The organism is Micromonospora sp. M42 (assembly GCF_000568915.1).
GTDB classification, from domain to species: Bacteria; Actinomycetota; Actinomycetes; order Mycobacteriales; family Micromonosporaceae; genus Micromonospora; species Micromonospora chalcea.
Window position 1 is genome coordinate 3,638,373 of record NZ_KK037233.1, and the last position, 24,918, is coordinate 3,663,290.

Below are 24,918 nucleotides of genomic sequence, written 5' to 3' on the forward strand. Positions count from 1 at the left end.
TCAGCTCACCGTGCCGGTGACGGTGCTGCCGGACTTCGTCACGTAGTAGGTCAGCTTCGTGCCGCTCCAGAAGTGGAACGTCAGGGTGACCCGCTGACCGTCGTTGACCTCGGCGAAGAACTCCGGCTTCAGCGCGATCGTGTTGCCGGTGTAGTTCGGCGAGAACGTCACGTCGAACTCCTTGTACGAGGTCCAGTTGTGCGGGCCGGCGTTGCTGCCGTCCGCGTACTGGGCCTCCATGGTGGCGAGCTGGTCGCCGCGGAACTGCGCCGGGAGCGTGAACGCGGCGGTGGTGCCGGTCGCGTTGGAGAGCACCGGCGGGTCGTACGTGATGATGCTGATCCGCCACGGCACGCCCGCGGAGAAGCGTGCCTGGAGGTTGGCGTTCACGCCGTACGCGCGGGAGCCGACCAGCCGGGTGAGCGCCGACGCGGTGAGCGTCAGCGTGCTGCCGGAGACCGTGTAGTCGGTGCCGTTGACCAGGTCGGTGGTGCCCTGGCGCAGCCCCTGGAACGTGGTGCCGTTCAGGTTGAGCGTCAGGCTCTTGGCGGTGATCGTGCCGGTGCGCGGCACGTACACCTGGTCGCTGGACGCGGTGCCGGAGCGGGTGGTCCAGCTCGACTTGATCTGCGCGAACAGCTCGGGGTCCTTCCACACGAACGACGTGCGGTCGAAGTGCTGGCCGTTGTCCCAGAGCTGGGTGGTCAGCTTGCGGCTGCGCGCGTAGTGGCCGAGGAACTCGAAGAACTTCAGCTTCTCGCCCTGCTCGATGGTGCCGGTGTGCCGGTCGAAGCCGAGCAGCCCGTATTCGCCGATGATCACCGGGATGTTGCGGGTGACGAAGGCGTTGTAGACGCGGTCGAACTGGTCGGTCAGGTCCTGCTGGACCGTCGCGTCGAACTTGGTGCCGCCGGCGACGTTCACGCTGAACGGCCAGTACCCGTAGAAGTGCACGGTGGCGATCAGGTTCGGGTCGTTGAGCGTGTTGAACGTGCTGACCAGCTCGTCCACCCGGGCCTGCTCGGCGGAGGTGTGCAGGGTCGGCAGGACGAGCAGCCGGGTGGCGTTGTTTCCGCCGGACTGGCGGACGATGCGGTGGAACGACGTGTTCAGCTCGTTGAGCAGCGTGGCGTTCTGCGCGTCGCCGGAGCTGCCGGTGAACTGCGGCTCGTTGACGCTCTCGAAGGTCAGCTTCGGCGAGGAGTCCTTGAACGCGGCGGCGATCTGGGTCCAGAGCGCGTTGTAGCGGTTCAGCACGCCTGTGCGGTCGGTGGGCATCGTGTTGATCCACTGCCACGAGTCGTGGTGGATGTTGAGCACCACGTAGAAGCCGTCGGCGAGCGCCCAGCCGACCACCTCGCGTACGCGGTTGAGCCAGGCGGAGTCGATCGTGTAGTTCGGCGCGGCGCCGTGGTGGTTGCTCCAGGTCACCGGGATGCGGATGCTGTTGAAGCCCTGCGCCCGGACGTTGTCCAGCAGCGCCTCGGTGACCCGCGGGTTGCCCCAGGCGGTCTCGTCCGCGCCGACCGCGTCGAAGGAGTTGCCGAGGTTCCAGCCGGGTTGCATGGCGGCGACGGCGGCCATCGCGTTGCCCGCCGGCGGCGGGGTCGTGGGCGGTGGCGTGGTGGGCGGCGGGGTGGTCGGCGGGGGCGGGGTGGTTCCGCCGACGCCGCCGGTGCAGGCCACGCCGTTGAGCGTGAACGCGGTGGGCGCGGTGTTCGCGCCGGTCCAGGAGCCGTTGAAGCCGAACGAGACGGTGCCGTTCGTGGCGATCGCGCCGTTGTAACCGACGTTCGTGGCGGTGACGTCGGCGCCGGAGGAGGTGACCGTGGCGCTCCACGCCTGGGTGACCCGCTGGCCGGACGGGAACGTCCAGCGCAGGGTCCAGCCGCTTACCGGGTCACCGAGGTTCGTCACGTCGACGTTCGCGGTGAAGCCGCCGGGCCACTGGCTGGCGGTCGTGTAGGTGACGCGGCAGCCGGCCGCCGCCTGGGCGTTCGTCGCCAGCAGTGCGGTGCCGGCCACGAGTGTGGCGGCGGTCGCCGCGACCAGGCCGACCCGCAATCGGGCGGTACGGAAAGAGCGGAACATGGTGGTTCCTTCGTGGTGGGGTGGGCGCGTGGACGGGGAGGGCGGGGCGCGCACCCGCCCAGCGCGAGAATAAGTTTGGATTCCAAACATTGTCAATCGGCGTATGTGGATGCGCAACCGTTCCGGCGTCCCGGCCTCACCCCACCGACCGGGCCGGTTCGACGACCGGCCACACCGGACCCGCCAGCCGGTCCGAAACCCGCCGGACACGCCTCGTGGGAACAATTTCGGCCGGGAATCCTCGCTACGCTCTCGCCCGCCAACACCGCTCTGACCTCAAGGGGACATCGTGCGCAGAAGGCTTCTCGGCATCGCGTCGGCGATCACCATCGCCCTCGCCGGCACGTTCGCCGCCGCCGCTCCGGCCCAGGCCGCCACGCCGCCTTTCATGATCACCAAGGTGTACTACGACTCCCCCGGCAAGGACACCCGCTCGAACGCGAGCCTGAACGCCGAGTACGTCCAGCTGACCAACAAGCGCAAGACGGTCCAGAACCTCAAGGGCTACTACGTGCGCGACAAGGCCGGCCACGTCTACTCGTTCACCGGCGACTTCAAGGTGGCCGCCGGGAACAGCATCGTCATCCACACCGGCAAGGGCACCAACAAGGGCACCCACCGCTACTGGGGCCGCGCCGCGTACGTCTGGAACAACGACGGCGACACCGCCTACCTGCGCAACCCCTCCGGCAGCCTGGTCGACAGCTGCAGCTGGGGCAAGGGCGGCCGCGGCTACACCAGCTGCTGACCACGCCGCGAAACGGCCGGCCCACCCGATCCGGGGGGCCGGCCGTCTCCGTCCGTCACGCCGCGAGCGACCGCACGGTGAGGTGGTCCGACAGCGCGCGCAGGAAGTCCGGCGCGTCGAAGATCCGGCCGGCCGAGGCGACACCCTTGACCCGGGTACGCCCGGTGAGCAAACGGTGCACCGCCTCGACCGCGAGCGGCGCGCTGATCGCGTAGATGTCCCGCCCGTGGGCTACCACCCGCCGCCGGACGTCACCGGCACGCACGACCACGTCGACGGTGAACGTCTGCGCGGACCGGCCCCGCTCGTCCACACCGGCCGGAGCGTCCCCCGCCGCCAGGTCGCGGGCCGCGTCGGCGGTCATGTACGTGCACACCTCCGGGATGTCCAGGTGACTCGGCACCGTCACCACGTCGGCCATGGTGAACTCGCCGAGCACCGGCCGCACGCCCAGCGGCGCCGGGAACTCCCAGTCCAGCCGGGGCAGGTCGCCGTCGGCGTACACCAGTCGCCCGTCGGTGAAGCGGACCCGCCGGCCGTCGCGGCGCTCGCGCGAGACGACGCCGGAGGCGACCGTCCCGGCCGTCGGGTGCCAGCTGCTCAGCCCGTACGCGACGTGCGCCTCGTCGGCCGCCGTCCAGTCCCGCATCGCGGCGGTGACCAGCAGGTCACCGAGTCCGCCGAAGAACGCCATGGCGGGCACCACCGCGACACCGGCCGCCTCGGCACGCTCGGCGTAGTGCGCGAACGTGTCCCGGTTGGCCTCGATCTCGGCCGCCACGTCGACGTAGGGAATCCCGGCGCGCAGCGCGGCCTCGATCAGCGGGCCCGCGGTCGAGGCGAACGGCCCGGCGCAGTTGACCACCGCCGCCGCCCCGGCCAGCGCCCGGTCCAGCGAACCCGGATCGTCCACCGACGCCACCCGGTGCTCCCCCGCCGGGAACGCGACCGCCAGCTTCCCGGCGTCGCGCCCGAGCGGCAGCGGCTCGTACCCCCGCTCGCGCAGCTCCGCCACCACGAACCGCCCGGTGTGCCCGTACGCCCCGAACACCGCCACCCGCATGACGCCCCCTCAGAAGATCGACTGGAATGATCCTCGCCGGGCGCCGAGCGCCGAGCCAGTGTCGCAAACGCCAATGCCCGTACAGTTTCGGACATGGCCACCATCGCGCTCGCCGCCACCGACGGGATGCTGCACTTCGAACTGGCCGCGGCCTGCGAGATCTTCGTCCGCGACCCGACCGGGCTGGCCGACCCCTGGTACGACCTGGTGGTCTGCGGCCCCGGCCCGGTCGGCGTCGGCCGGTTCGCCATCACGCCCGACCACGGACTGGACCACCTGGCCCGCGCCGACACGGTGATCGTCCCGGCGATCGAGGACACCGACGCCGACCCGCCGTCCGATCTGGTCGAGGCGGTCCGCGCCGCCCACGCGGCAGGTGCCCGGATGGTTTCCCTCTGCACCGGCGCGTTCGTGCTCGCCGCCGCCGGCATCCTCGACGGGCTGCGCGCCACCACCCACTGGGCGCACACCGAGGCGCTCGCCGCCCGCTACCCCCGCGTGCACGTCGACCCGGACGTGCTCTACGTCGACAACGGCACCGTGCTCGCCTCCGCCGGCAAGGCCGCCGCGATCGACCTCTGCCTGCACCTGATCCGCCGCGACCACGGCTCCACAGTCGCCAACGCGGTCGCCCGCCGCCTGGTCGTGCCGCCGCACCGCGCCGGCGGCCAGGCCCAGTACGTCACCACCCCGGTCCCGGCCCGCGAGGACCACCCGCTCGCCGCGCTGCTCCCATGGGCGATGGCGCGGCTGGACCGCCCGCTCACCGTCGCCGACCTGGCCCGCCAGGCGAACATGAGCACCCGCAACCTGGTCCGGCACTTCACCGCCGCGACCGGCGCCACACCGTCGCAGTGGCTGGCCATGCAGCGCATCCGGCGGGCGCAGGAACTGCTGGAGAACACCGACGACAGCATCGACGCCGTCGCGGAGGCGTCAGGCATGGGTACGGCGACGACGCTGCGCCGGCACTTCCACCGCACAGTTGGCGTGCCGCCGGACACCTACCGCCGGACGTTCCGCCGAGGCTGACCGGCACAACGGCTATGGTCGGTTCGTGCCGCCCGAGGGGACGGTCGCCTGACAATCGGCACGGGGGAAGCTGTGTTCGACGTGATCGTGGTCGGCGGCGGGCCGACCGGCATGATGCTGGCGAGCGAGTTGCGCCTCCAGGGCATCGGCGTGCTCGTGCTGGAGCGCGACGCCGAGCCGCCGCCGTACGTGCGCTCGCTCGGACTGCACGTCCGCAGCATCGAGGTGATGGACCAGCGGGGGCTCCTGGAGCGGTTCCTCGACAACGGCGGCAAGCACCCGATCCGGGGCTTCTTCGCCGGCATCGACAAGCCCGCCCCCGCCGATCTGGACACCGCCCACCCGTACGTGCTCGGCATCCCGCAGACGCTCACCGACCGGCTGCTCGCCGACCACGCGGCCGAGGTCGGGGCCGAGATCCGGCGCGGCAGTGCGGTGACCGGGCTGGAGCAGGACGACGACGGCGTGACGGTCCACCTCGACTCCGCGAGTGCGCCGCCGCTTCGGGCGCGGTTCGTCGTCGGCTGCGACGGTGGGCGCAGCACCGTCCGGAAGCTGCTCGGCGTCGGATTCCCCGGCGAGCCGTCGACAGTCGACACGCTGCTGGGCGAGATGGAGGTGACCGCCTCCCCGGACGAGATCACCACGATCATGACCGAGGTACGCCGCACCGAGAAGCGGTTCGGGCTCGGGCCGTCGGGCACGCCCGGCGTGTTCCGGGTGGTCGTGCCGGCGGCCGACGTGACCTCGGCGCCGCCGGCGCTCGACGACTTCAAACGGCAACTGACCGCGTACGCCGGCACCGACTTCGGCGTGCACTCGCCCCGCTGGCTGTCCCGCTTCGGCGACGCGACCCGGCTGGCCGAGCGCTACCGGGTCGGGCGGGTGTTCCTGGCCGGCGACGCCGCGCACGTCCACCCGCCGCTGGGCGGGCAGGGGCTCAACCTGGGCATCCAGGACGCGTTCAACCTGGGCTGGAAGCTGGCAGCGGCGGTGAACGGGTGGGCGCCGGACGATCTGCTCGACACCTACGAGTCCGAGCGGCGCCCGGTGGCCGCCGACGTGCTGACGAACACACGCGCGCAGATGCTGCTGACCACGAACGAGCCCGGACCGCAGGCGGTACGGCAGGTGCTGACGCAGCTCATGGACTTCGACGAGGTCAACCGCTACCTGATCGAGAAGGTCACCGCGATCAGCGTCAGGTACGACGTCGGCGAGGGTCATCCTCTGCTCGGGCGGCGGCTACGCGACGTACCGCTGCCGCAGGGACGCCTGTACGAGCTGATGCGTACCGGCGGCGGGTTGTTGCTGGACGGGACCGGGAAGCTGTCGGTGGACGGCTGGGCCGACCGGGTCGGGCTCGTCGCCGGCACCGGCGACGAGCTGGACGTGCCGGCGGCGCTGCTGCGGCCGGACGGTCACGTGGTCTGGGTGGGCGACGACCAGCGGACGTTGGAGGGCGCGCTGACCAGATGGTTCGGCGGCGGGACGGTTCGCGGGTAGCGACGGCGCACGGACTCGGCAATGATCAGCTTCATGTCCGACGACAACCTGGCCGACACCTGGCGTCGCATCATCCTGGGAGACGGCAAGTCCTGGGTCGTGTTCGCGCACGGCACGTGCGTCGTCCTGCCGGACCCCGCGCCGGGCGTCGACCTCGCCGCACAGGCCGTCGAGATCCTGCGCGAGTACGGCCCCGTCCACGTCGGCTCGCCGTCCGCGGACTTCGGTACCGTCACGCTCGATCCCGGCCCCGGCTGGGCGGTCTACGGCCATCACCACGACGTGTTGACCTACGTCGGCCCGGACGAGGTCTCGGACGACAGCGACCTTGCTGTCGGTCTGTACGGGCGCCACAAGCGAGATCGAGACGGCCATGAGCTGACCGTCGTCCACGTCGAGGACAAGCGGCCCCGCTGACGCGCGTCGGCGCTGCGGGTTCAACCGACAGCGGCGAAATAGGCTCCAGTCCGTGCACGGATTCACCGATGTCGACCGGCAGCCGGACCCGAAATCGTGGGTGGGCGTGCTCGACCGCCTGAGCGGCGAGCCCTTCTACCAGGCATACCAGCAGCGGGTACGCGAGTTGCTCCGCCCGTCGCCCGGCCGGCGCTACCTCGACGTCGGTGCGGGCACCGGGGCGAGCGCGGTCCGCCTGAGGGACGATCACGACGTCACCGTGCTGACGGTGGATCGTTCCCTGACCATGGCCGTCGCCATGCGAGCCCGTGGCCTGACCCGGTGCGCCGTCGCCGACGCCCACCGGCTGCCGTTCCTCGACGACTCGATCGACGGTGCCTGGGCCGACCGCACCGTGCAGCACCTCGCCGATCCCCGCGCCGCGATCAGGGAGCTCGCCAGGGTCGTCCGCCCGGGTGGCCGGATCGTTCTCGCGGATCCCGACTACGACACGCAGGTGCTCGACATCGCCGACCAGGATCTGGCCCGGCGCGTGCTGAGGTTCCGGGCTGACTGCCTGCTCCGCAACGGCACCCTGGCTCACCAGCACGCCGGCATTCTCGCCACGCTCGGCCTGGCCGAGGTCACCGTCGAGCCCCGCACGCTGCTGGTTCGGGACCCGAACGCCGCCGACAACGTTCTCGGCCTGCGCAGCTGGGCCGGTACGGCGGCTCAGCGCGGCGTACTCGACCCCGCCGAAGCTCGCGCGTTCGAGGAGCAGTTCGACGAGGCGGTCGAGGCAGGCCGGTTCACGTACGCGGTCACGTTCTTCCTCACCGCGGCCACCGTCTACTTCCACGAGCCGTCGCCGTAGCGCATCCCCGTTGACGTCGGTGCTTAGCATCGCGACGTGGACGAAAGTTGGGAACAACTTCACCCGCGACAACGCAAGCTGATTGGCGCGTTGATCATCCTCACCGCTTCTTCCGCCTTCATGTGCTGCGCCGCCTTCTATAACGGCACGACCGCGATTGGCCTCGCGAACCGCGGCCTCACCACAGACGCCACAGTCGTCGACGTCGACCGTCATGGACGCGCCAGCAAGGTCACCGTGGAGTTCACACCTCGTAGCGGCGAACCCCTGAGCGCGGAGTGCACGAGCTGCAGCCCCGAGCTCGACGAGGGCGATCGAGTACGCATCCGATACAACCCCGACGACCTCGCGCCGGGGGTGGAGGACGCCGAGAACCACGGCGCGCAGCGCGTCGCGGTATTCAACCTCGTGGCCGCCACCGCCCTGCTGTCGGGCGCTGGGTTTGCCGGGTGGCGCCTTCACCGAGACCGCCCAGTCTGATTCCGGGCACCGCCGGCTTGTGACCGGTGTCAGCCGCCACACGGACGTCCCTGCCGGGTGTAGGCAGGCGGGATGCCGGGTACCTCGCGCCCCAACCCCGCACCCCTGCACAGGAGGACCCCATGACCGTCGTACTCGCCGTTGTCTGCAGCGACGGGGTGGTGATCGGCGCGGACTCCCAGATCACCGAGAGCGACCGCGGTCTGAGCTTCCCCGCGCAGAAGCTGCACCCGCTCGGCGACTGCGCCGCCTGGGGCGGCAGCGGCGCGCGCGGAGTGCTGAACGACCTGCGCCCTCTCCTCCAGGACTCGGCCACCGCCATCCTCGAAGCGCCGGACATCGGCGGCGAGCTGCAGGAGCGCGTCCTGCCCGTCTTCAAGAAGCACTACGAGAACTACATCCCGGACGTGCCCGGCGAGGGCTCCGGCGGCGGGGTGTCGGCGTACCTGCTCGCGGCCGGCTTCAGCCAGGGCGGGCCGTGGATCGTGGAGATCAACCCGAACGGGCTCATCGGCCGCTACGAGGACGTGGGCTTCCACGCCATCGGCTCCGGCGCGCCGATGGCCCAGCAGGCCGGCGCGCTGCTGTCCCACTTCCGGATGACCGCGCGCACCGTCGAGTACGGCGTGGTGGGCGTGGTACGGGTGCTGGAGGCGCTGGAGCAGACCTCGCCGTCGGTCGGCCGGCCGTTCAGCGTCGCGTGCATCCGGGAGGAGGGCGCCCACCATCTCGACGAGAAGGAGATCGCCAAGGCGCTGAAGGACGTCCAGCGCTGGCGTGACCTCGAACAGAAAGCGCTCGACCGGCTGTTCGACTGACAGCGCGTACGAGATCGAGAAAGGCCGTTTCCGACTGGCGGAAGCGGCCTTTGATCTGTGTGGAGCTCAGGGAATTTGAACCCCTTACACCTCCGCTTGCGATAGATCATCTGCTATCGGGCGGAACGTCATACTGACCTGCGCAACCCTCGCCAGCACCTCTCGACGTTTGACACGGCTTGTCGCTCCCGGTTGTGCCGGATCTGTGCCCGATGATCTTCGACTCCGGCGCGACCTTTGACCCCCAGAGATCGGCAAGCGGCCCCGTTCGACTCGCACTGCTGGTCGAGGGTTCGATGGTGGATCATGGTCCACTCGGCACCGCCGGTTGCTGTACATCGCTGCCGTACAGCTCGGCCACTTCCAGCGGTACTGACCGCATTGGCACCTCCACCTTAAGCGGGCTCGGTGAAGGTAATGATCTTGGCCAGCCCTTGCCGGAGACTGCAGGTCTACAACTCCTTACACCCACAGCAGCGAAGGAACGTGCACATGGCGGCCCACCTTGGCTCGTCGGCTTCTCGCTGTTGGGCCAAGTGTCGGGCCCATGACAGTCGCGGTGTCGGGCTCCCGCAAGTCACCTAGCGTGGAGATTCCGCCGCGACGCTTTCTACCCCTCCCCCACCTGCAGCCCATTCTTGAGGTTGAAATGACTACACAGGCGAATCCGGGAAAGCATTGGCTCTATCAGTGGATGGACGAGTATGACGCGACAAGCGAGGATGCCGTCGCAGATCGGTTGAAATACCCGGGGCCTGTGAGCCGACTACAAGAACTAGCAACTCAGCACAAAACCCTGGACTACTCCAATGTCCCACTGAGCAGCACTGTGGTAGCTGGGCCGTGGATGGACCCGGGTGGAAGCCTCATGTGTGGCAGCTACGTCTGCCAAAGCAGGCACGTGGATCTGAACTTCGGAAACGCCCTGCACTATTTTGACTTCATCATGATCGAGGGCCCGTCTGCTAGCTCCTATACACGCAGAATTAACAAAGTTTCGAGCCGGGATGACTTTAACCGCTTCGCCCATGATCTAACTCAAGACGTATTGCTGCTCCATCATATGCGGCGAATAGGACTTGATCAGCATGTGGTATTCGCAGATAAGCTCTGTTCTTGCCGACCACATCTTCTAGAAAGCGCCGACCAGCTCGGAATTCAGGAACTCACAGACGAAGGGTCTATTGATAGCCTCGCCCGCCAGATCAGCAAGGAGGGCGGCGTGGAGCTGGAACAGGACGGCCCCAAGAGCTGGTATGGCGCCATAACTCATCCGCTTTTCCAAGGGGCGGCTGGCCGCACCTTCCGCCAAAAGACCCGGCCAAAGAAGCACCAAGTGGCTAAGCGCCTACTGGAATCATGGTTATATTCGGCGGCATACGACGCTGCTACCGCTCAGCGTCTTGGAGTCCCGCTTGCGTCTCTCGCCCCAGCGCCGCTATTCGACCGAACTCCTACCCGCGATAAGCTCACCGTAGACGACGTAGGTGCCCAGATCCGCATTCCCGTATTAGAGGGATTGCTGACAAAGGAATTGATTGCCCTTCGCAATCAGGAGTACCACCACTTCGAACAGTATCGGGCAGTGCTGCGCGAGGCGATCGCCGAAACAATCGACAAGGCGGATTCCGACTCGCCGAGCATCGTCGCGGAACAAGTATGGCAGAACAAGGTTCGACCCGCAGTTGCCAACATCGAGAGAAAGATTGCGGCCAGCAATAGATCCTTGAGGTCCAACCTCGTGACCGCTGGCACATTCGGCGCAATAGCAGGCACCGTCGGAGCGGTTGCCGGATTGCCCTGGCTGGTGGGAATTGGTCTTCTCGCTGCGAGCACGCCGTTGCCACAGTTCTTCAAGTCTAGGGAGAATCGAGAGAAGATCGAGCTAGAAGAAATGTACTTCTTATGGAAAGTCAAGCAGCATCACGGCCGGCGCTAGTTTCTTCTCAAGCGCGCAGCGCGCCGGGTCCCCTCCGCCCAGCCATCCCAGAGCGCCCGAGCGCCCCGCCGGAGGCACTGCCTGTGTCTCGATCAACGTGAAGCCCCGGAGCTGCCACTGATCATGGCGGCCCGGGGCTTCTTCGTATGTCGCGCCGTCGGCGGGCTGCCACCGTCGCGCTGGCGGCCGAAGGCCAGAGGCGCGGCGGCGGGCCATCGGCCCGGCCCAGGTTCGGCGGCGCGAGCGGCCTGCGAAGCGGGCCGCCTTGATCCCGTACAGAAACTTCTCACAGTTGCGTGTTCGACAGCGTGTTCGACTAGTTGTCCGACTAGTTCGACTAGTGTCGAAGCTCATCCGTGCGACACGCTCGATGACACAGGGGGCCCGGACCGTGCCGAAGAATCTGGGAGCGGGCAAACGTGCTACCCCGCAGCAGCGCCGTCGCCTCCTTACGGACGGGGATGAGGGCGCTCTCAAGCTGTCAGAAGAGATCTCCAGGCTGGCCGGCAAGCTAGAGCCTGCCGAGCGGTGGGAGGATCTTCGCCACCAAGCGACATCCATTATTAGGTATCATGTCGCGGAAATAGAGAAGCTTTTCCACGGGCAGGACGAATTCGATATCATCGAGCTGACTCGGCAGCACGAAATTCCCTTCACGCTGGAGGGATATCGGGAAAGTCAGTCAAATGGATTGGCCACTGTAGTCGATATTGTTGCGCTTGTCGCATTGGCCAGGCATCGACGAACCGAAGAAGAAGAGCACCCCGGTATCCCTTACCCCAATACGGTGATCGAAGAGATTTGCACCCACGCTCGGGCGATAGTTGACCTTGCGGGCATGCTCAGTTTCACCGTTGAGGGGCCAGCCGCCGACGCCGCACTTACTCCGCTGGCTGCTCAGCTCCGCTTGGCGGAAACTATGATCCGGAACAGGCACTACCTTTCGGTGGGACGAGGGCTGAATGAAGGTGTACTCGGTCCGCCCAGCAACGACAAACTCCTAGCGCTCAAGTTGGGCTTCACCTACGCAGAGATCCTACAGGTGTCAGAAGCGATAACTGATCGCTATCTTGAGACCAAGTCTGTTGACTTCGATGCGCTCGGTCGCGCTGCCAAGTTGACCTCGGAGGGATTTGAGCCTCACGCCGACCAGATTGAGGCGGCGCGTCAATCGTTCGACAGATTGTTTGTCCATCCCGGCCCGCCGGCAGCATTTACAGTTGCTGAGATCGCGACCACGTCCGGTCTTGCGCCTGCCACAGTGAGCGCCGTCTTGGACGCGTTCAGCGTCTCAATGCCCCTGGGCGAATCGGTTCCTTTGGTCGAATCGTTCTGCAGTGGCCGAAACCCCCTGCGAGCAAAAGACTTGGTTCACGACGGCCAAGGAAACTACCTGATGCTTCAGAGCGGGATTCCCGACGATCAAATCCGTCGCGTTGTCGACTCGAATATGAAGGCTCTAGGCGACAGCAAAGCTTGGGATCGATACAGCAAGCAGCGGGATGCATTTGCGGAGAAAAGGGCAGCCGAACTAATGGCGAAAGTCCTCGGCGTGCCTTCTCCGCAGCACGTAGGACTGAAATATTTCGCCCCTCCAGAGGGTGCCCCCGACTTTGATTTAAGCGGGCACGCACGCAACCTTAAGAAGTCTGCTCGCCTCGTAGAAGGCGATTCCCTCTTCATCATTGACGACGTTGCCATCTGTGTCGAAGTAAAAGCGGGATCGATCACAGACAAGGCGCGTTCGGGAAACGTTCAACGCGTCGCTCAAGACCTAAGAAAGACGATTGGCGAAGCCACTTCTCAGGCCCAGCGCCTTGAGCAACTTATATTGGCACACGGTGGGCTGTGGCAGGCGAACGGCAAGTGGCTGAACTTATCTGGAGTCCGAGAGGTCCGAACCGTAGTTGCGTGCCTTGATGATTTTGGGCCGCTAGCGGTCGCTGCCGATACCCTCGTGCGGGCAGATCTAATCGGCGGCGCGACTTTACCCTGGCTTGTGTCGCTTCATGACTTAGAGGTGACAACCAAACTCCTTGAGACCCCCGAATTGTTTCTTCTTTACCTCCGCCGACGCACCGAGCCGCAAGCCGCAAGGTTGTTTGAGGCAGTGGACGAGCTGGATGTACTAATGTGGTTCATACAAGGGGGATTGTACTTTGATCCAGATCCCGACGAGTTGTACCGGCGCTATCCGACAGGGCCAAGACCGACGGGGGCAACCCGCGCCCGCTACAGGAAAGAAGCCTTCACAACCATCGGCACCCTTACAGACAGCCTTGACGCATGGATGTATCACGAAGATGGGGTCACGTACACTGCCGCGGAGAAGCCGCGGAGAAGCGATAATGCACTACTCCTTTCAATCATTGCTGAGCTTCGAACCAGAAGATCCCCGGGCTGGCTGAGGATCGGCGCCGACCTCCTCAACCTCTCTGAGGATTCGCAATCCGAATTGGCCAGTCAGATCACAGGACTGATCGAGCGGACGAAAATCGACAAGACCTTCCATAGCTTGGCGCAGGTACTTGTCACACCTTGGGGCTACTCCGCAATTTTCCTCGGAACCCAGCCATTTGGAAATCTGGGTGCTCGCGGGAAGCTGGAGATATACGCCGCCGTCAAAAAGCATCAACTTCGAGCCGATCGCGCTCTCGCAGTTCTAGTCAGTGAGGATGGGGCAATAGCGTGGTCTGGCTACAACAACCTTCCTTGGTCGCCAAATGAAGAATTGGACCGCCTTGGGTCGGAAATGGGCCTTGTCCCAGTCGAGCAAATGACTCGTAACCCTCCGCCGTCGGCACGCCGAGCCACCCGCCGCCTGAACCCTGGGAAGAAGCCCAGTCGCAAGAAGTAGGAGTTGTCGCTGCTGGCCGACACCTGCGAGTTCGCAACAAGCCTCGGCCAGATCTGGTGGGATGACTGGACGAAGCCTAGGCTTTTGGGTATAGCAAGCACGGTTGAGCATACAGCGGACGTGGCAGAGCAGTTCTTGCCGCTGCCCTGCCACGTCGTTGGCGTCACGTCCGAGCAGTCGCAACGAAAGCTCGGGGGCTAAGCGGGCTAGCGGCTGTTGATTCGGATGCGCTCGTGGCCAGCGCCTGGCTCCACGATCTGCCATTTGGGCCGGTGCGGGTGAGGGATTGCGGCTCGGGGAAGTCCTCGGCCTGGAGGACAGCACCCGGTGCATCGACCCGCAGCGGCAGGAACTGCACGTGGTGCAGCAATTGCGGCTCCACAAGGTCGCCTACGGTGGCTTCTACCTCGCTCCGCCGAAGGCCGGTTCGGTCGGTGATGTGGACCTGGACGACCACGTCGCGGCCGTCTTCGCCCGGCACGTCCGTACCTACCCGCCCGCCCTGGTCGAGCTGCCGGACGTCACCGCTGGCACTCCCGACCCGGGCAGGGAGCCCAAGCGCCGATTGGTCCCGCTGCTGTTCACCGACGAGTTCGGCCGGCCAATCCATGACCAGCGCTGGTCCACGATGTGGCGGGGGTGGTGCCGGGCGGCTGGTTGGCCCGATGAGGGCACCTTCCACTCGCTGCGGCACTACTTCGCCACCCGTCTGATCACCTCGGGTGCCGACCCGACGGACGTGCAGAACGCGCTGCGGCATTCCAGCCTGCGGATCACGCTGGAGACCTACGTCCATTGGTGGCCGAAGAAGGACCGCCGCCGCAACATCATCAGCGGCGCGCTGCGTGAGGCGAGCGCCAAACGAAAGCGGGGCCCGAAGGCCCCGGATTCTCGCTGAGTTGTGCCGGATCTGTGCCCGCTGATCTTGCTAGCGACATTTCCCCTGGTCAACGGTGTTACTGGTGGAGCTGAGGGGATTTGAACCCCTGACCCCCTCGATGCGAACGAGGTGCGCTACCGGTCTGCGCCACAGCCCCTCCGCCGGCGAACCAGCGTCGGTCCCACCCGGCTTTCACCGGGCGGGCCGACGACAAGGCTAACAGGTCGTGCCCCCGCGACGCGAACCGCCCCGCCGCCCCGTAGATCTTGGAAGGAAAGGGCCCTCAGAGGGGCCGAAATCTTCCAAGATCGCCGTCGGACCCCCACGCGGCGGGCAAGGGAGTCAGGCGCCTCGGCCGGACTGGTAGGGGCGTCCGCGCAGGCCACCCGCCCGCCGGTAGGACACCGAGCCGCCGCTCGCCGCGGGCGGCAGGTCCGCGGGACGGTCCAGCCCCATCGCCGTACGCCGGACCGCCTCGCGCTGGGCGGCCAGCCGGCGCTGCGCCTCCCGCCGGGCCGCCGCGCGCCGGGCCTGCTCGCGGCGCACCTCGGCCTGGCGGGCGGCCAGCCAGGCCGCCTCCCGGGCGTCCGCGCGCCGCCGCCGACGTTCGGCGAGGGCACGCTGCCGCAGGTGTACGACGTACGCCACGAGCAGCGTGCCGGTGACCGAGACGCTGATCCAGAACCCGGGTCCGACAAGTACCACGCCGCCCAGTTCCACCAGGTTGAGCAGCAGCAGCGCGGCGAGCACCCGGCGCCGGCGGTAGACCGCCGGGGTGTGCCGCCGCCGGGGCGAGTTCCGTCGGCGGGACTGGGCCGGGACGGCGGAGACGGGCCGGAGCCGGCCGGAACGGCGGCGCAGCGGTGGCGCGGAGACCGGGCGGGCGAGACTACCCGTGTCGGAGTCTTCACTGAGGGTCACCACGAGGGAGCGCGGCGGGTGCAGCGGCCGTCGCCCGGGCACGGTGCGCCGTCGACGCTGGCGCTGGAGCACCCGCGCCGTCGACTGCGCCCGCTCCGCCACCAGCCGCTCGGTGGCGTCGTACCGGCGGACCAGCGCCGGAGCGAGGGCGAGCAGACCGGCGGCGGCGAGGACGGCGAGGAGCACCGACGTGGGCACCCTCACCCCTCCCGTCACCAAAGTTCTCCGGCGAGCGCCGCCCGCCGCAACTTGTTCCGTCGACCGTCGTTTACGGCGCACTTCATGCGGGCGGGCAGCGCTTGCCGCAGCTTGCAGTTACTTGAGGTTACGGGCCGTCGACCCAGTTCACAGTGCGCCGCGCCGTGCGGGCGCGTCAGCGGCGGTTGTCACGTACGCGGTGCCACCGCGCCAGCAAGCCGCCCTCGGCGACTACTTCCTCGCCGGTCATCGCGTATCCGATGTGGTCGCGCCACGCGCCGTCGATGTGCATGTAGCGCACGTGATAGGCCTCCTCGCGGAAGCCGAGCTTCTCCACCACCCGGCGGGACGGCATGTTCTCCGGCCGGATGTTCACCTCGATCCGGTGCAGGCCACCGGGACCGAAGGCGTGGTCCACGGCGAGCGCGACAGCGGTCGGGATCACGCCCCGGCCGGCCACCCGGGAGTCCACCCAGTAGCCCACGTACCCGGAACAGAACGCCCGCCGCACGATGCTGCCGATGTTGACGTGACCGACCAGGCGCTCCCGGCCGTCCTCACGCAGGCACACCGCGAACGGCATGCCCTCACCGCTGCGCGCGGACTTGCGCTGGTCCGCGTGGACCAGCCGGAACGCCGCCGGCGAGTTGGTCTCGTACCAGCCGCCGGGCACGTGCGACTCCCACGGCGCCAGCCACTCGCGGTTCGCGCGCCGGATCTCCGACCAGGCGCCGGCGTCCGATCGCCGGTACGGCCGCAGCACCACCGGGCCGTCCACGAGCACCGCCGGCCACCCCGGAGCCCGCCAGAACCTCACCGAGCTTGCCTTTCGCTCGCGACTGCGGGGCTCGCAAGCTCACTCCTCGCGCTCACCGAGCTTGCCTTTCGCTCGCGACTGCGGGGCTCGCAAGCTCACTCCTCGCGCTCACCGGCGCCGGTCCAGCAGGAGCACGTCGACGGTGGACCCCGCGGCGGCGGTGGTGACCCGCTCGCCCAGCACCAGCAGACCGTTCGCGTCGGACAGGCCGGAGAGCGTGTACGGGCCACCGGCGAGCGGCTGCACCGTGTAGCCGCCGCCACGCCGCTCGGCCACGTGCGCGGGCCGGAACTCGCGCAGCCCCACCGGGGACGAGACCGTCTCCAGCAGGTGCGCGCGGACGCTCGGCCGGAACACCGGCTCGGCGCCGGCCAGCAGCTGGATCGCCGGGCGGGCCAGCACCTCGAAGCCGATCAGCGCCGCGCCGGGCTCACCGGGAAGACACACCACCGGCACCTCCTCGGCGCCGACCGTACCGAACCCGAGAGCCGTTCCCGGATAGAGGGCCACCTCTGTGAAGGTGACCGGTCCGGCCCGGCCGCCCTCGCGGCGGGACAGGATGCGGCGCACCATGTCGCCCGGGCCGGTGCCGGTGCCGCCGGTGGTGATGATCAGGTCGGCCCGCAGCGTCTGGTCGTCCAGCAGGCCGCGCAGCGCCTCCGGGTCGTCGTCGCAGATCCCCACCCGGTACGCGAGCCCGCCCGCCTCGGCCGCCGCAGCGGTGAGCGCGTGCGAGTTGGTGTCCACCACCTGCCCGGGCTGGCTGCCCCGGCCCACGTCGACCAGCTCGTCGCCGGTGGCCACGATGACCACGCGCGGACTGGGCCGCACCACGACGTGCCCGATGCCGGTGGCGGCGAACACCGCCACCAGCGCCGGTGAGACGTACGCGCCGGCGCGGGCGAGCAGTGTGCCGGCGACCAGTTCCTCCCCGGCGCGGCGCAGCCCGTACCCCCGTTTGGGGGCGCGGAAGATCTCGACGGCGGCCATGCCCTGGTCGGTCCACTCCACCGGGACGACCACGTCGGCGCCGATCGGCAGCGGCGCGCCGGCCGCGACCGAGAAGCACGAGCCGGGGGTGAGCCGAACCGGCCGCCAGCTCGCCGCGCCCAGGTCACCGACGACGTTGAGCCGGATGCTGCGGCCACCGGGCATACCGGAGGGGGCCGGGACGTAGCCCGGCCCCCGACTCCCACCGGAGATGTCCTCCCAGCGCGCGGCGTACCCGTCCACCGCCGCCTGGTCGAAGGCGGGGTACGAGTGCGGGGCGACCACGTCCTCGGCGAGCACGTTGCCGTACGCCTGGGTCAGGTCGAGGTCGAGTGGAGGCAGCGCGCGTAACCTGCGCAGCACACTGCCCAGGTAGTCGGCGAGCGGCGTCAACTCGTTCGCGGCCGCCTCGGCGTCGGCCGTCGCGGTCATGTATCGGCACCGCCGGACGCGTCACGCATGCCGTTGAGGACCGCCGCGGTGACCGTCTCGTCGCCGTTGTTGACGAACTCGGCCAGCCACTTGCGGAACTCGGCGCCCAGGTCCTCCCGCTCGGCCGCGATCTGCACCACGGTCTGCAGGTAGCCCAGCGGCATGCCGGTGTCGTAGCGGGTGCCCCGGTAGACGATGGCGTGCACCGGCACCCCCTCGGTACGCAGCAGCTCCATCGCGTCGGTCAGCTGGATCTCGCCGCCGCTGCCCGGGTCGGTACGCCGGATCGCGTCGAAGATCTTCCCCGGGAGCACGTACCGCCCGAGGACCGCCAGGTTGCTGGGCGCTTCCTCCGGACTGGGCTTCTCCACCATGCCGGTGACCTTGACGACCTCGGCGATGTCGCCGTATTCCGACTCGGCGGGCTCGACCGACGCGATGCCGTAACGGCTGGTCTCGGCCGGGTCGACCTCGAAGAAGGCGAGCACCACGCCACCGGTGCGGGCCTGGAGCTCCAGCATGGCCGGCAGCAGCGGCTCGGAGGGCTTGACGAACTCGTCGCCGAGCAGCACCGCGAAGGGCGCGTCGCCGACGTGCGACTCGGCGTACCCGACGGCGTGGCCGAGGCCGAGCTGCTCCGGCTGGCGGACCGTGTAGATCGCTGCGAGTTCCTCGGTGCGCTTGACCTCGGCCAGCAGCTCGGGCTTCTTGGCGAGCCGTTCCTCCAGGTCGGGCCGGCGGTCGAAGTGGTCGACCATCGAGGTCTTGCCGCGACCGGTGATCAGCAGGATGTCGTCGATGCCGGCCTGCGCGGCCTCCTCGACGATGTACTGCAGCACCGGCCGGTCGACGACCGGCAGCAGTTCCTTGGGAACCGCCTTGGTGGCCGGCAGGAACCGGGTGGCCAGGCCGGCGGCCGGGATCACGGCCTTGACCGCGCGGGAGCGACCGCGGGTCGCTGAGGGGTTCGCTGAGTGCTCCGACATGTCGCGAGACTATCGGCCACGGCTCTGCCGCGGCGGGTGAGGACCGGAAGACGCGCCGCCCTGGACGGTGCCCGGCGCGTCCGCCGTGCCCGCCCGGGGCAGCCCGTCCGGCGGGCTGACGGTCACGGCCACCACCGGGATCTCCTGGGTGGGAACCGGATCGGGTGCGGGGGCCAGCCGGTAGCCGTCGCGTCCGGCGGCCTTCGCCGCGTACAGCGCGTCGTCGGCGGCGTCGAGCACCTGCTGGCCGTCGGCGGCGTGGTCCGGGTAGACGGCGATGCCGATGGAGACGGTCACCGGCACGTGCACCGGTTCATCGGTGCTTCCCTCGACAGTCACCGGCTGGTCCCGTACGACCGCGCCGAGCCGCTCGGCGACGATCGTGGCGCCCCGCGCGTCGGTCTCCGGCAGCAGCACCACGAACTCCTCGCCGCCCTGCCGGAACGCGAGGTCCACCTCGCGGATCACGCCGCGTACCCGGCGCGCGAACTCGACCAGCACGGCGTCCCCGGCGGCGTGCCCCCAGGTGTCGTTGACGCGCTTGAACCGGTCCAGGTCGAGCGCGAGCACGCTGAGCATCCGGCCGAACCGGTTCGCCCGCTCCACCTCCCGGCGGATCGACTCGCGCAGGTAGCGGTAGTTCCACAACCCGGTCAGCGGGTCGGTGAGGGAGAGCCGCTGCGCCTCCTCGTGCACCCGGACGTTCTCCACCGCCACCGCCGCGTGCCCGGCGAACGTCCGCAGCGTCACCACGTCGTCGTCGTGGAACTCGGGACCGCCGAGCCGGTCGTAGAGCACGAGCACGCCGAGCGCGGCGCAGGCCGAGCCGGGCGGGTCGCCGTCGGCGGGCGGGTGGCCGGGACGGTCCGGGCCGCGCGACTCGGCGCCGCCGGGCGTGGCGAACGGCACCGCCACGTACGTCTCGCAGGACGGTTCCCCGGTCGGGGCGTCGGGTGGGGTCCACCGGCCGCGCAGCGGCTCACCGGTGGCGGCGACCGCGCCGAGCACCCCGGCGCCGACCGCGACCCGCAGCGTCGCCGGGTCGGCCGGGTCGCTCGTGGGCCAGCGTCCGGTCAGCCCTTCGACGCACCGGCCGACGAGCACGCCCTCGGCGTCGACGAGCAGCACCGCGCCGGCCCGGGCGCCGGTGGCGGCGATCGCGCTGTCCAGGATCACCCGCAGGATGCGTTGCAGGTCGTGCGTGCTGGCGAGCGTGTCGCCGAGCACGGCGAGGTGGTTGCGCAGCTGGTCCCGGCTGCTGGTCAGCGCCGCCACGTAGCTGCCGGTCTCCCGGGCCATCCGGTTGAACGCGCTGGCCAGCCGCCCGATCTCGTCCCGGCTGCGCACCGGCACCCGGGCGCTCAGGTCGCCCTGCGCCACCCGGTCCACCGCCCCGGCCAGCTCGCCCAGCGGCCGGGTGGTCACCCGGGCGAGCCGCCACGCGGTCAGCACGGCCAGCAGGGCGGCCAGCGCCACCGCCGCGATCAGCGCGCCGTACAGGCCGGGTGGGCGCTCGCCGGGAATCGAGAGCACCAGCGGCAGCGGTTGACCGGGCATCGGGCCCACCCGGCGCACGTACCGGCCGTCGCCCGTCCCGGCCACGCCGTTCCCGCGCGCCTTGCCGGCGGCGGCCAGCACCGCTGCGCGTACCCCCTGATCTTCGGTCGTGTGGGTGATCTGCCCGGGGGCGTCGAGGAGGGTGACCGCGACGCCGGTGACGGCGGCGAGCCGCGCCACGAAGGCCCGGTCGACGGGTGCGCGGCGGCGACCGCGCCGAGGTCGGCGCCGGCCGGGTCGCGCAGCCGCACCTGGGCGGAGAGCGCGCCGATCGGGGTGGCGGGGGCGCCCGCGCAGTCCTGCCAGCGCCCGGGCGGACCGCCCGCCGTGGCGTAGCTGGTGCGGCCGGCGGCGTCGGCGATCAGCACGCCGGCGGCGAGCCCCCGGCCGACCACCTGGTCGGCCGCACGCGGCCGGGCGACCGGGTCGGCCACCAGCGCGACCGCGTCGGCCGCCGCGCGCAGTTGCTGGCAGAGCGCGTCGATCGAGGTACGCACACCGGCCGCGGCCAGACCCAGTCGCTCGGTGGCGCGGCTCCGGTCGACGGCGCTCAACGTCGCCCCGACGAAGAGCGCGCCGAGCAGGACGGGGCCGAGCACCACCGCGAGGAAGGCTGCCGTCAACCGCCCGCGTAGCGTCAAGCTTCCCCCCGGAAGTTCCGCGCCCCTTGGTGCGATGCTGACACAGAGCGACCATTAGGCAAGCGTTGCGTCAGGAGTGTTGCGTGCCGGAATTTTCGGATGAAGCGCACGATGCGAAGCAGAAGATGCGCGTCGCGCTGCTCGCCGCCCGCCGGTCGCTGTCCGCGCCCGAGCGCGCGGTCGCGGCGGCCGCCGTCCAGGCCGAGCTGGTGACCCTGGTACGCCGGCTGCGACCGGCCAGGATGAGCGCGTACGTGCCGGTCGCCTCCGAGCCCGGCGGGGACGACCTGCCCGAGGTGCTGCGGGCCGCGCTGCCGCCCGACGCCGAGCTGCTGCTGCCGGTGCTCTGCGACGACTTGGACCTGGACTGGGCCCCCTACACCGGGCGGGAGTCGCTGCGCGCCGCCGGCCGGGGCATGCGCGAGCCGACCGCGCCGACCCGGGGCCGCGCCGCAGTGGCCGCGGCGGGACTCGTAGTGGTGCCGGCGGTAGCAGTGGACCGCCGGGGCATCCGGCTGGGCCGCGGCGGCGGCTCGTACGACCGGGCGCTCGCCCGGGTGCCCGCCACCGTGCCGACGGTGGCTCTCCTGCACGACGGCGAGCTGGTCGAGGCGGTCCCCGCCCAGCCGCACGACCGCCCGGTGCACTGTGTGATCACTCCGGCGGACGGGTTGGTGGCCGTCCCGGGTGTGGGCCCGGGCGCTTCCGCTGGACGAACCCGGGGGTCATGACGCACCATTGGCACTCGAATACCACGAGTGCCAACAGGCCGTGCCAAGATCCGGAGGAGAACGTGCCCACGTACCAGTACGCCTGCACCGCGTGCGGCCACCAGCTCGAGGCGGTGCAGTCCTTCTCGGACGACCCGCTGACCGAGTGCCCGGCGTGTGAGGGGCGGCTGCGAAAGCTCTTCAACTCGGTGGGCATCGTGTTCAAGGGCTCCGGCTTCTACCGCACGGACTCCCGTACGTCCGGGTCCGACAACGGGAGCAGCGCCGCGAACAAGCCGGCCAAGTCCGAGTCGTCCTCGTCGTCCGGTTCGACGTCGTCTGGTTCGACCTCGTCCTCCTCATCGGGGTCGTCCGGTTCCGGCCCTGGTTCGGGTTCCGGCTCTGGTTCGGGTTCCGGGTCGACGGCGAGCAAGGCGCCGGCGGCGTCCAGTTCCTCCTGACCAACGCTTTCGCGCTCGTGGCCGTCCCTTCGGGGGCGGCCACGTTGCGTATGGCCGCCCCGCACGATGGAGCGCCCGCTCCCGACCACTCGCGCGCTGCTCACCACCTCGGCGAGGTTGCTGCATCAGCTCGCCCGGAGAGCGCCACTTCCCCGAACTGGCGGCCCCGGCCACTCCGGATGTGACCACCTCCCCGAAGTGGTGGCGCCGAACCCCGCCCGGGCAGCGGTTGTGCACAGGACGGCGGGTTATCCACAGGGGCAAGCGGTGGGGCCGCGGGCGACGATGGCTCGGCCCTAGCCTGCGGGTCGGATGGTCGGCTGACAGCGGGAGGCAGCGGTGGCGGGTGGCGAGGCGACGTTGCGTCCGGTCCGCTGGCGCGGATTGCCGCGACGCCGGACGCTACTGCGGGTGGCACTCGTCGCGGTGCTGCTGGGACTGGCCGCGGCGGTGCTCCAGACACCTCCGTCCTGCCAACCCGGGGCTCCCCCGGCCGCCTCGACGACGCCGGCCGGTCCGCCGCCCGACGGGCCACGCGCGTTGCCGGCCGGTGCGGTCGGTGTGCCGATCCGGCTGGCCGAGCCGGCCGCCCTCGCGGTGCTGCGTCCAGGTGCCCGGGTCGATCTGATGGTGGTGCCCGCCGGCGGGTCGGCTGACCCTACGCTGCTGGCGCCGCGTGCGCTGGTGCTCGACGTGGTCGGCGCCGCCGGGGCGGTCGACGGGTCCTCCGCGCTCTACCTGGCGCTGCCGCCCGAGCAGGCGCGCCGGGCGGTCGGGTTGCCGGAGGGCAGCCGCTTCGCCGTGGTCGTACGCGGGTGACGCGGAGCCGCGGTCAGTCCCAGTGCGGCGGGCGCTCGGCGAGCAGCCAGTCGTCGTTGCCGCCGGGGCGCTCGCCCCAGCCGCGGTCGGTGTCGTCGGTGGTCTGTTCGGGCAGCACCACGAAGTCTTCGCTGAGGTCGACCACGCGGTCGTCGTCGCCGCGCGGTGCCCGGATGCCGGGGTCGGTCACGAGCAGCAACGATACCGCCGGAACGGCGGCCACCTCGACCCCGCGACGTCCGGCGCCGCCAGGGCTGCGATCGGGAACAGCCCGGCGCGGACTGCACCGTGATCCCGAACAGCCAGACAAAGACCGGGCGCGACCCTGAACGGCCACTCGATCCCGTCGGGCCCGGCAGCGGGTCGGAGCCCCGCCGCCAAGAGGTACGCGCCGAGGTGTCGGTGTCGGGCGGCCGACCGGCCGGGGCGTTGGTAGCGTCGGACGGCGTGACGACGCCGAGCGGTGGCAGCCCCGACGACGAGACCTGGCGACGCCCGGAGCAACAGGCCACGGGCGAGGAGAACGACGCCGGGGCGTCCCGCCCGGGCGGGTCGGGCTCCGGCCAGGCCGACCCAGGGCCTGTGGGCGACCCAGGGCCTGTGGGCGACCCCGCCGATTCCGGACCCGTGGGCCGCCCGGCCGACCACGGACCCGTGAGCCACCCCGCCGACCACGCCGGGTGGGACGCGCCCGGACCCGGCGAAGCCGGGAGCCAGCCGACCGGGGTCGGCGCCGCTGGAACGGGAGTCACCGCCGCCGACACCTCCGGGGCGTCCGGGCCGAACAGCCCGTGGTCGCGCGAGGCGGCCACCGAGAGCCCGTGGGCCAAGCCGGAGTCGGCCGGCGGCTGGACGGTGGCCGGCGGGCCCTGGCCGGGCCGGTCCGCCGGTGACCCGGCTGCCGGTGGCTACGCCGGACCGCCGCCGAGCACGCCTCCGCCGCCCGGCTGGCGGCCACCGGTGCACGTCCAGCCGGCGCCGCCCCGCCGGCTTCCGCCGCAGGACATGGCCGCGATGGATCAGGCGGAGCAGCGCGCGCAGCGGCTCACCTACGGCGTCGGGGCAGTCGTCGCCGTGGTGCTGGTGCTGCTCACCTGCCTGCTCTGCTCGCGGCTGCTGTTCTGAGCGGCAACGCTCAGACGATGCCGTCCCACACCATCTTGGCGCCGCTGTCACCGGTCAGGTAGACGTACACGAGCGCGAAGCCCGCCAGCACCGCCACCGCGACGGTGAGCACGATCGGCAGCCAGCGGGGCAGGTTCCGGGCGCGGGCGAACCTGCTCGCCGACAGCACCAGCAGCAGCGCCGCGGCGCCGAGACCGAGCGAGAACCAGAACAGGGTGTCGCCGTACTCGGCGTGCTCACTGATCTGCTGGAGCCGGTCCGGCGGGTAGCCCTTCGCGCGCAGGATCCCCTCCAGCTCCTCGCCGGACTCGGTCGCGACCCAGGCGACCGCCGGGGTGATCACGGCCAGCGCGGCGACCGCCCAGTCCAGCCGGTGCCGCCAGCGCGGCAGCAATCCGTACGCGATGGCGAACAGCGCCAGCAGCGGCACGAGCACCACCACCGCGTGAATGACGAGCACGTGCAGCGGCAGACCGTTGAATTCCCTGAACACCGACACCTCCGGCGAGTGGGTGGTTAGGCGCGCACAGCGTACGTCGCGAGGCTGTGTACCTACGACACACGCAGGCGCGGCCCC

At 69.9% G+C, this 24,918-nt stretch carries 22 protein-coding genes, 1 tRNA gene and 2 pseudogenes; 14 read left to right on the forward strand and 11 right to left on the reverse strand.

The window, feature by feature from the left end; translation table 11 throughout:
- Positions 1–2,091, reverse strand: a complete 2,091-nt coding sequence (locus tag MCBG_RS16490) for a cellulase family glycosylhydrolase (RefSeq protein ID WP_043326843.1) — start codon at positions 2,089–2,091, stop codon at positions 1–3.
- Between the two features lie 289 nt (positions 2,092–2,380).
- Here MCBG_RS16490 and MCBG_RS16495 point away from each other — a divergent pair, with 289 nt between their 5' ends.
- Positions 2,381–2,839: a lamin tail domain-containing protein gene (locus MCBG_RS16495; protein ID WP_051611237.1), complete on the forward strand. Its 459-nt coding sequence runs from the start codon at positions 2,381–2,383 to the stop codon at positions 2,837–2,839.
- 55 nt (positions 2,840–2,894) lie between these two features.
- Here MCBG_RS16495 and MCBG_RS16500 read toward each other — a convergent pair whose 3' ends face one another.
- Entirely contained in the window at positions 2,895–3,902 is a 1,008-nt protein-coding gene (locus MCBG_RS16500; RefSeq protein WP_043326845.1) for a saccharopine dehydrogenase family protein, read from the reverse strand.
- Positions 3,903–3,995: 93 nt separating this feature from the next.
- Between MCBG_RS16500 and MCBG_RS16505 the strand changes: the two genes are divergently transcribed.
- The 9 genes from MCBG_RS16505 (at position 3,996) to MCBG_RS16540 (ending at position 14,702) form a co-directional block, all read left to right on the forward strand.
- Positions 3,996–4,934 carry a helix-turn-helix domain-containing protein gene (locus MCBG_RS16505; RefSeq protein ID WP_043326847.1) on the forward strand — a complete coding sequence of 313 codons (939 nt, stop codon included), beginning with the start codon at positions 3,996–3,998 and terminating at the stop codon, positions 4,932–4,934.
- Positions 4,935–5,006: 72 nt separating this feature from the next.
- Positions 5,007–6,440 carry a rifampin monooxygenase gene (gene rox, locus MCBG_RS16510; RefSeq protein ID WP_043326849.1) on the forward strand — a complete coding sequence of 478 codons (1,434 nt, stop codon included), beginning with the start codon at positions 5,007–5,009 and terminating at the stop codon, positions 6,438–6,440.
- A 33-nt stretch (positions 6,441–6,473) separates the two neighbouring features.
- Complete coding sequence (locus tag MCBG_RS16515) at positions 6,474–6,857, forward strand: hypothetical protein (protein ID WP_181373821.1); 384 nt, start codon at positions 6,474–6,476, stop codon at positions 6,855–6,857.
- 52 nt (positions 6,858–6,909) lie between these two features.
- The gene (locus tag MCBG_RS16520) at positions 6,910–7,710 is read left to right on the forward strand and encodes a methyltransferase domain-containing protein (RefSeq protein WP_043326851.1); all 801 of its coding nucleotides are present in this window, start codon (positions 6,910–6,912) and stop codon (positions 7,708–7,710) included.
- A 36-nt stretch (positions 7,711–7,746) separates the two neighbouring features.
- On the forward strand, positions 7,747–8,190 hold the full coding sequence (locus MCBG_RS16525; protein ID WP_140946572.1) for a DUF3592 domain-containing protein: 444 nt from the start codon (positions 7,747–7,749) through the stop codon (positions 8,188–8,190).
- Positions 8,191–8,312: 122 nt separating this feature from the next.
- A complete protein-coding gene (locus tag MCBG_RS16530; RefSeq protein ID WP_043326855.1) occupies positions 8,313–9,008 on the forward strand; it encodes an Ntn hydrolase family protein in 696 nt (231 codons plus the stop codon).
- A gap of 901 nt (positions 9,009–9,909) precedes the next feature.
- The gene (locus MCBG_RS32545) at positions 9,910–10,947 is read left to right on the forward strand and encodes a hypothetical protein (RefSeq protein WP_140946573.1); all 1,038 of its coding nucleotides are present in this window, start codon (positions 9,910–9,912) and stop codon (positions 10,945–10,947) included.
- A gap of 391 nt (positions 10,948–11,338) precedes the next feature.
- Positions 11,339–13,804, forward strand: coding sequence for a hypothetical protein (locus MCBG_RS32550; protein WP_140946574.1), 2,466 nt, complete (start codon positions 11,339–11,341; stop codon positions 13,802–13,804).
- Between the two features lie 286 nt (positions 13,805–14,090).
- Entirely contained in the window at positions 14,091–14,702 is a 612-nt protein-coding gene (locus tag MCBG_RS16540; protein WP_223201246.1) for a tyrosine-type recombinase/integrase, read from the forward strand.
- A 62-nt stretch (positions 14,703–14,764) separates the two neighbouring features.
- Here MCBG_RS16540 and MCBG_RS16545 read toward each other — a convergent pair.
- The 6 genes and pseudogenes from MCBG_RS16545 to MCBG_RS16570 form a co-directional block, all read right to left on the reverse strand.
- Positions 14,765–14,841: transfer RNA gene (locus MCBG_RS16545), tRNA-Ala, on the reverse strand.
- A 185-nt stretch (positions 14,842–15,026) separates the two neighbouring features.
- Positions 15,027–15,809, reverse strand: a complete 783-nt coding sequence (locus tag MCBG_RS16550) for a divisome protein SepX/GlpR (RefSeq protein ID WP_181373822.1) — start codon at positions 15,807–15,809, stop codon at positions 15,027–15,029.
- A 169-nt stretch (positions 15,810–15,978) separates the two neighbouring features.
- On the reverse strand, positions 15,979–16,620 hold the full coding sequence (locus tag MCBG_RS16555; protein ID WP_030501124.1) for a GNAT family N-acetyltransferase: 642 nt from the start codon (positions 16,618–16,620) through the stop codon (positions 15,979–15,981).
- Positions 16,621–16,728: 108 nt separating this feature from the next.
- The gene (gene glp / locus MCBG_RS16560) at positions 16,729–18,042 is read right to left on the reverse strand and encodes a molybdopterin molybdotransferase MoeA (protein ID WP_043326858.1); all 1,314 of its coding nucleotides are present in this window, start codon (positions 18,040–18,042) and stop codon (positions 16,729–16,731) included.
- Positions 18,039–19,028: a UTP--glucose-1-phosphate uridylyltransferase gene (locus tag MCBG_RS16565; RefSeq protein ID WP_043326860.1), complete on the reverse strand. Its 990-nt coding sequence runs from the start codon at positions 19,026–19,028 to the stop codon at positions 18,039–18,041. The genes glp and MCBG_RS16565 overlap by 4 nt, the downstream gene beginning before the upstream one ends.
- A 9-nt stretch (positions 19,029–19,037) precedes the next feature.
- Positions 19,038–21,226: pseudogene (locus MCBG_RS16570) on the reverse strand (diguanylate cyclase).
- An 83-nt stretch (positions 21,227–21,309) separates the two neighbouring features.
- Here MCBG_RS16570 and MCBG_RS16575 point away from each other — a divergent pair.
- Positions 21,310–21,957 carry a 5-formyltetrahydrofolate cyclo-ligase gene (locus MCBG_RS16575; protein ID WP_043326862.1) on the forward strand — a complete coding sequence of 216 codons (648 nt, stop codon included), beginning with the start codon at positions 21,310–21,312 and terminating at the stop codon, positions 21,955–21,957.
- Positions 21,954–22,160: pseudogene (locus tag MCBG_RS34125) on the forward strand (FmdB family zinc ribbon protein); the annotation flags it as partial. The gene MCBG_RS16575 and the pseudogene MCBG_RS34125, both read left to right, overlap by 4 nt.
- Before the next feature lie 14 nt (positions 22,161–22,174).
- Here MCBG_RS34125 and MCBG_RS34130 read toward each other — a convergent pair.
- The gene (locus tag MCBG_RS34130; protein ID WP_223201476.1) at positions 22,175–22,504 is read right to left on the reverse strand and encodes a hypothetical protein; all 330 of its coding nucleotides are present in this window, start codon (positions 22,502–22,504) and stop codon (positions 22,175–22,177) included.
- Positions 22,505–22,808: 304 nt separating this feature from the next.
- Here MCBG_RS34130 and MCBG_RS16585 point away from each other — a divergent pair, with 304 nt between their 5' ends.
- On the forward strand, positions 22,809–23,216 hold the full coding sequence (locus MCBG_RS16585; protein WP_223201247.1) for a flagellar biosynthesis protein FlgA: 408 nt from the start codon (positions 22,809–22,811) through the stop codon (positions 23,214–23,216).
- A gap of 13 nt (positions 23,217–23,229) precedes the next feature.
- Here the strand turns inward: MCBG_RS16585 and MCBG_RS33040 are convergent, their stop codons facing one another.
- Positions 23,230–23,406, reverse strand: coding sequence for a hypothetical protein (locus MCBG_RS33040; RefSeq protein ID WP_166455806.1), 177 nt, complete (start codon positions 23,404–23,406; stop codon positions 23,230–23,232).
- A 464-nt stretch (positions 23,407–23,870) separates the two neighbouring features.
- Here MCBG_RS33040 and MCBG_RS16595 point away from each other — a divergent pair, with 464 nt between their 5' ends.
- Positions 23,871–24,341, forward strand: a complete 471-nt coding sequence (locus tag MCBG_RS16595; protein ID WP_083296906.1) for a hypothetical protein — start codon at positions 23,871–23,873, stop codon at positions 24,339–24,341.
- A gap of 10 nt (positions 24,342–24,351) precedes the next feature.
- Here MCBG_RS16595 and MCBG_RS16600 read toward each other — a convergent pair whose 3' ends face one another.
- The gene (locus tag MCBG_RS16600) at positions 24,352–24,834 is read right to left on the reverse strand and encodes a DUF2231 domain-containing protein (protein ID WP_043330667.1); all 483 of its coding nucleotides are present in this window, start codon (positions 24,832–24,834) and stop codon (positions 24,352–24,354) included.
- Between the last annotated feature and the right edge of the window lie 84 nt (positions 24,835–24,918).

Coding starts and splice junctions, on each gene's coding strand:
- MCBG_RS16530 (WP_043326855.1), top strand. CDS start 8,313: ATGACCGTCGTACTCGCCGTTGTCTGCAGCGACGGGGTGGTGATCGGC.
- glp (WP_043326858.1), bottom strand. CDS start 18,042: ATGACCGCGACGGCCGACGCCGAGGCGGCCGCGAACGAGTTGACGCCG.
- MCBG_RS16505 (WP_043326847.1), top strand. CDS start 3,996: ATGGCCACCATCGCGCTCGCCGCCACCGACGGGATGCTGCACTTCGAA.
- MCBG_RS16565 (WP_043326860.1), bottom strand. CDS start 19,028: ATGTCGGAGCACTCAGCGAACCCCTCAGCGACCCGCGGTCGCTCCCGC.
- MCBG_RS16515 (WP_181373821.1), top strand. CDS start 6,474: ATGTCCGACGACAACCTGGCCGACACCTGGCGTCGCATCATCCTGGGA.
- MCBG_RS16490 (WP_043326843.1), bottom strand. CDS start 2,091: ATGTTCCGCTCTTTCCGTACCGCCCGATTGCGGGTCGGCCTGGTCGCG.
- MCBG_RS16500 (WP_043326845.1), bottom strand. CDS start 3,902: ATGCGGGTGGCGGTGTTCGGGGCGTACGGGCACACCGGGCGGTTCGTG.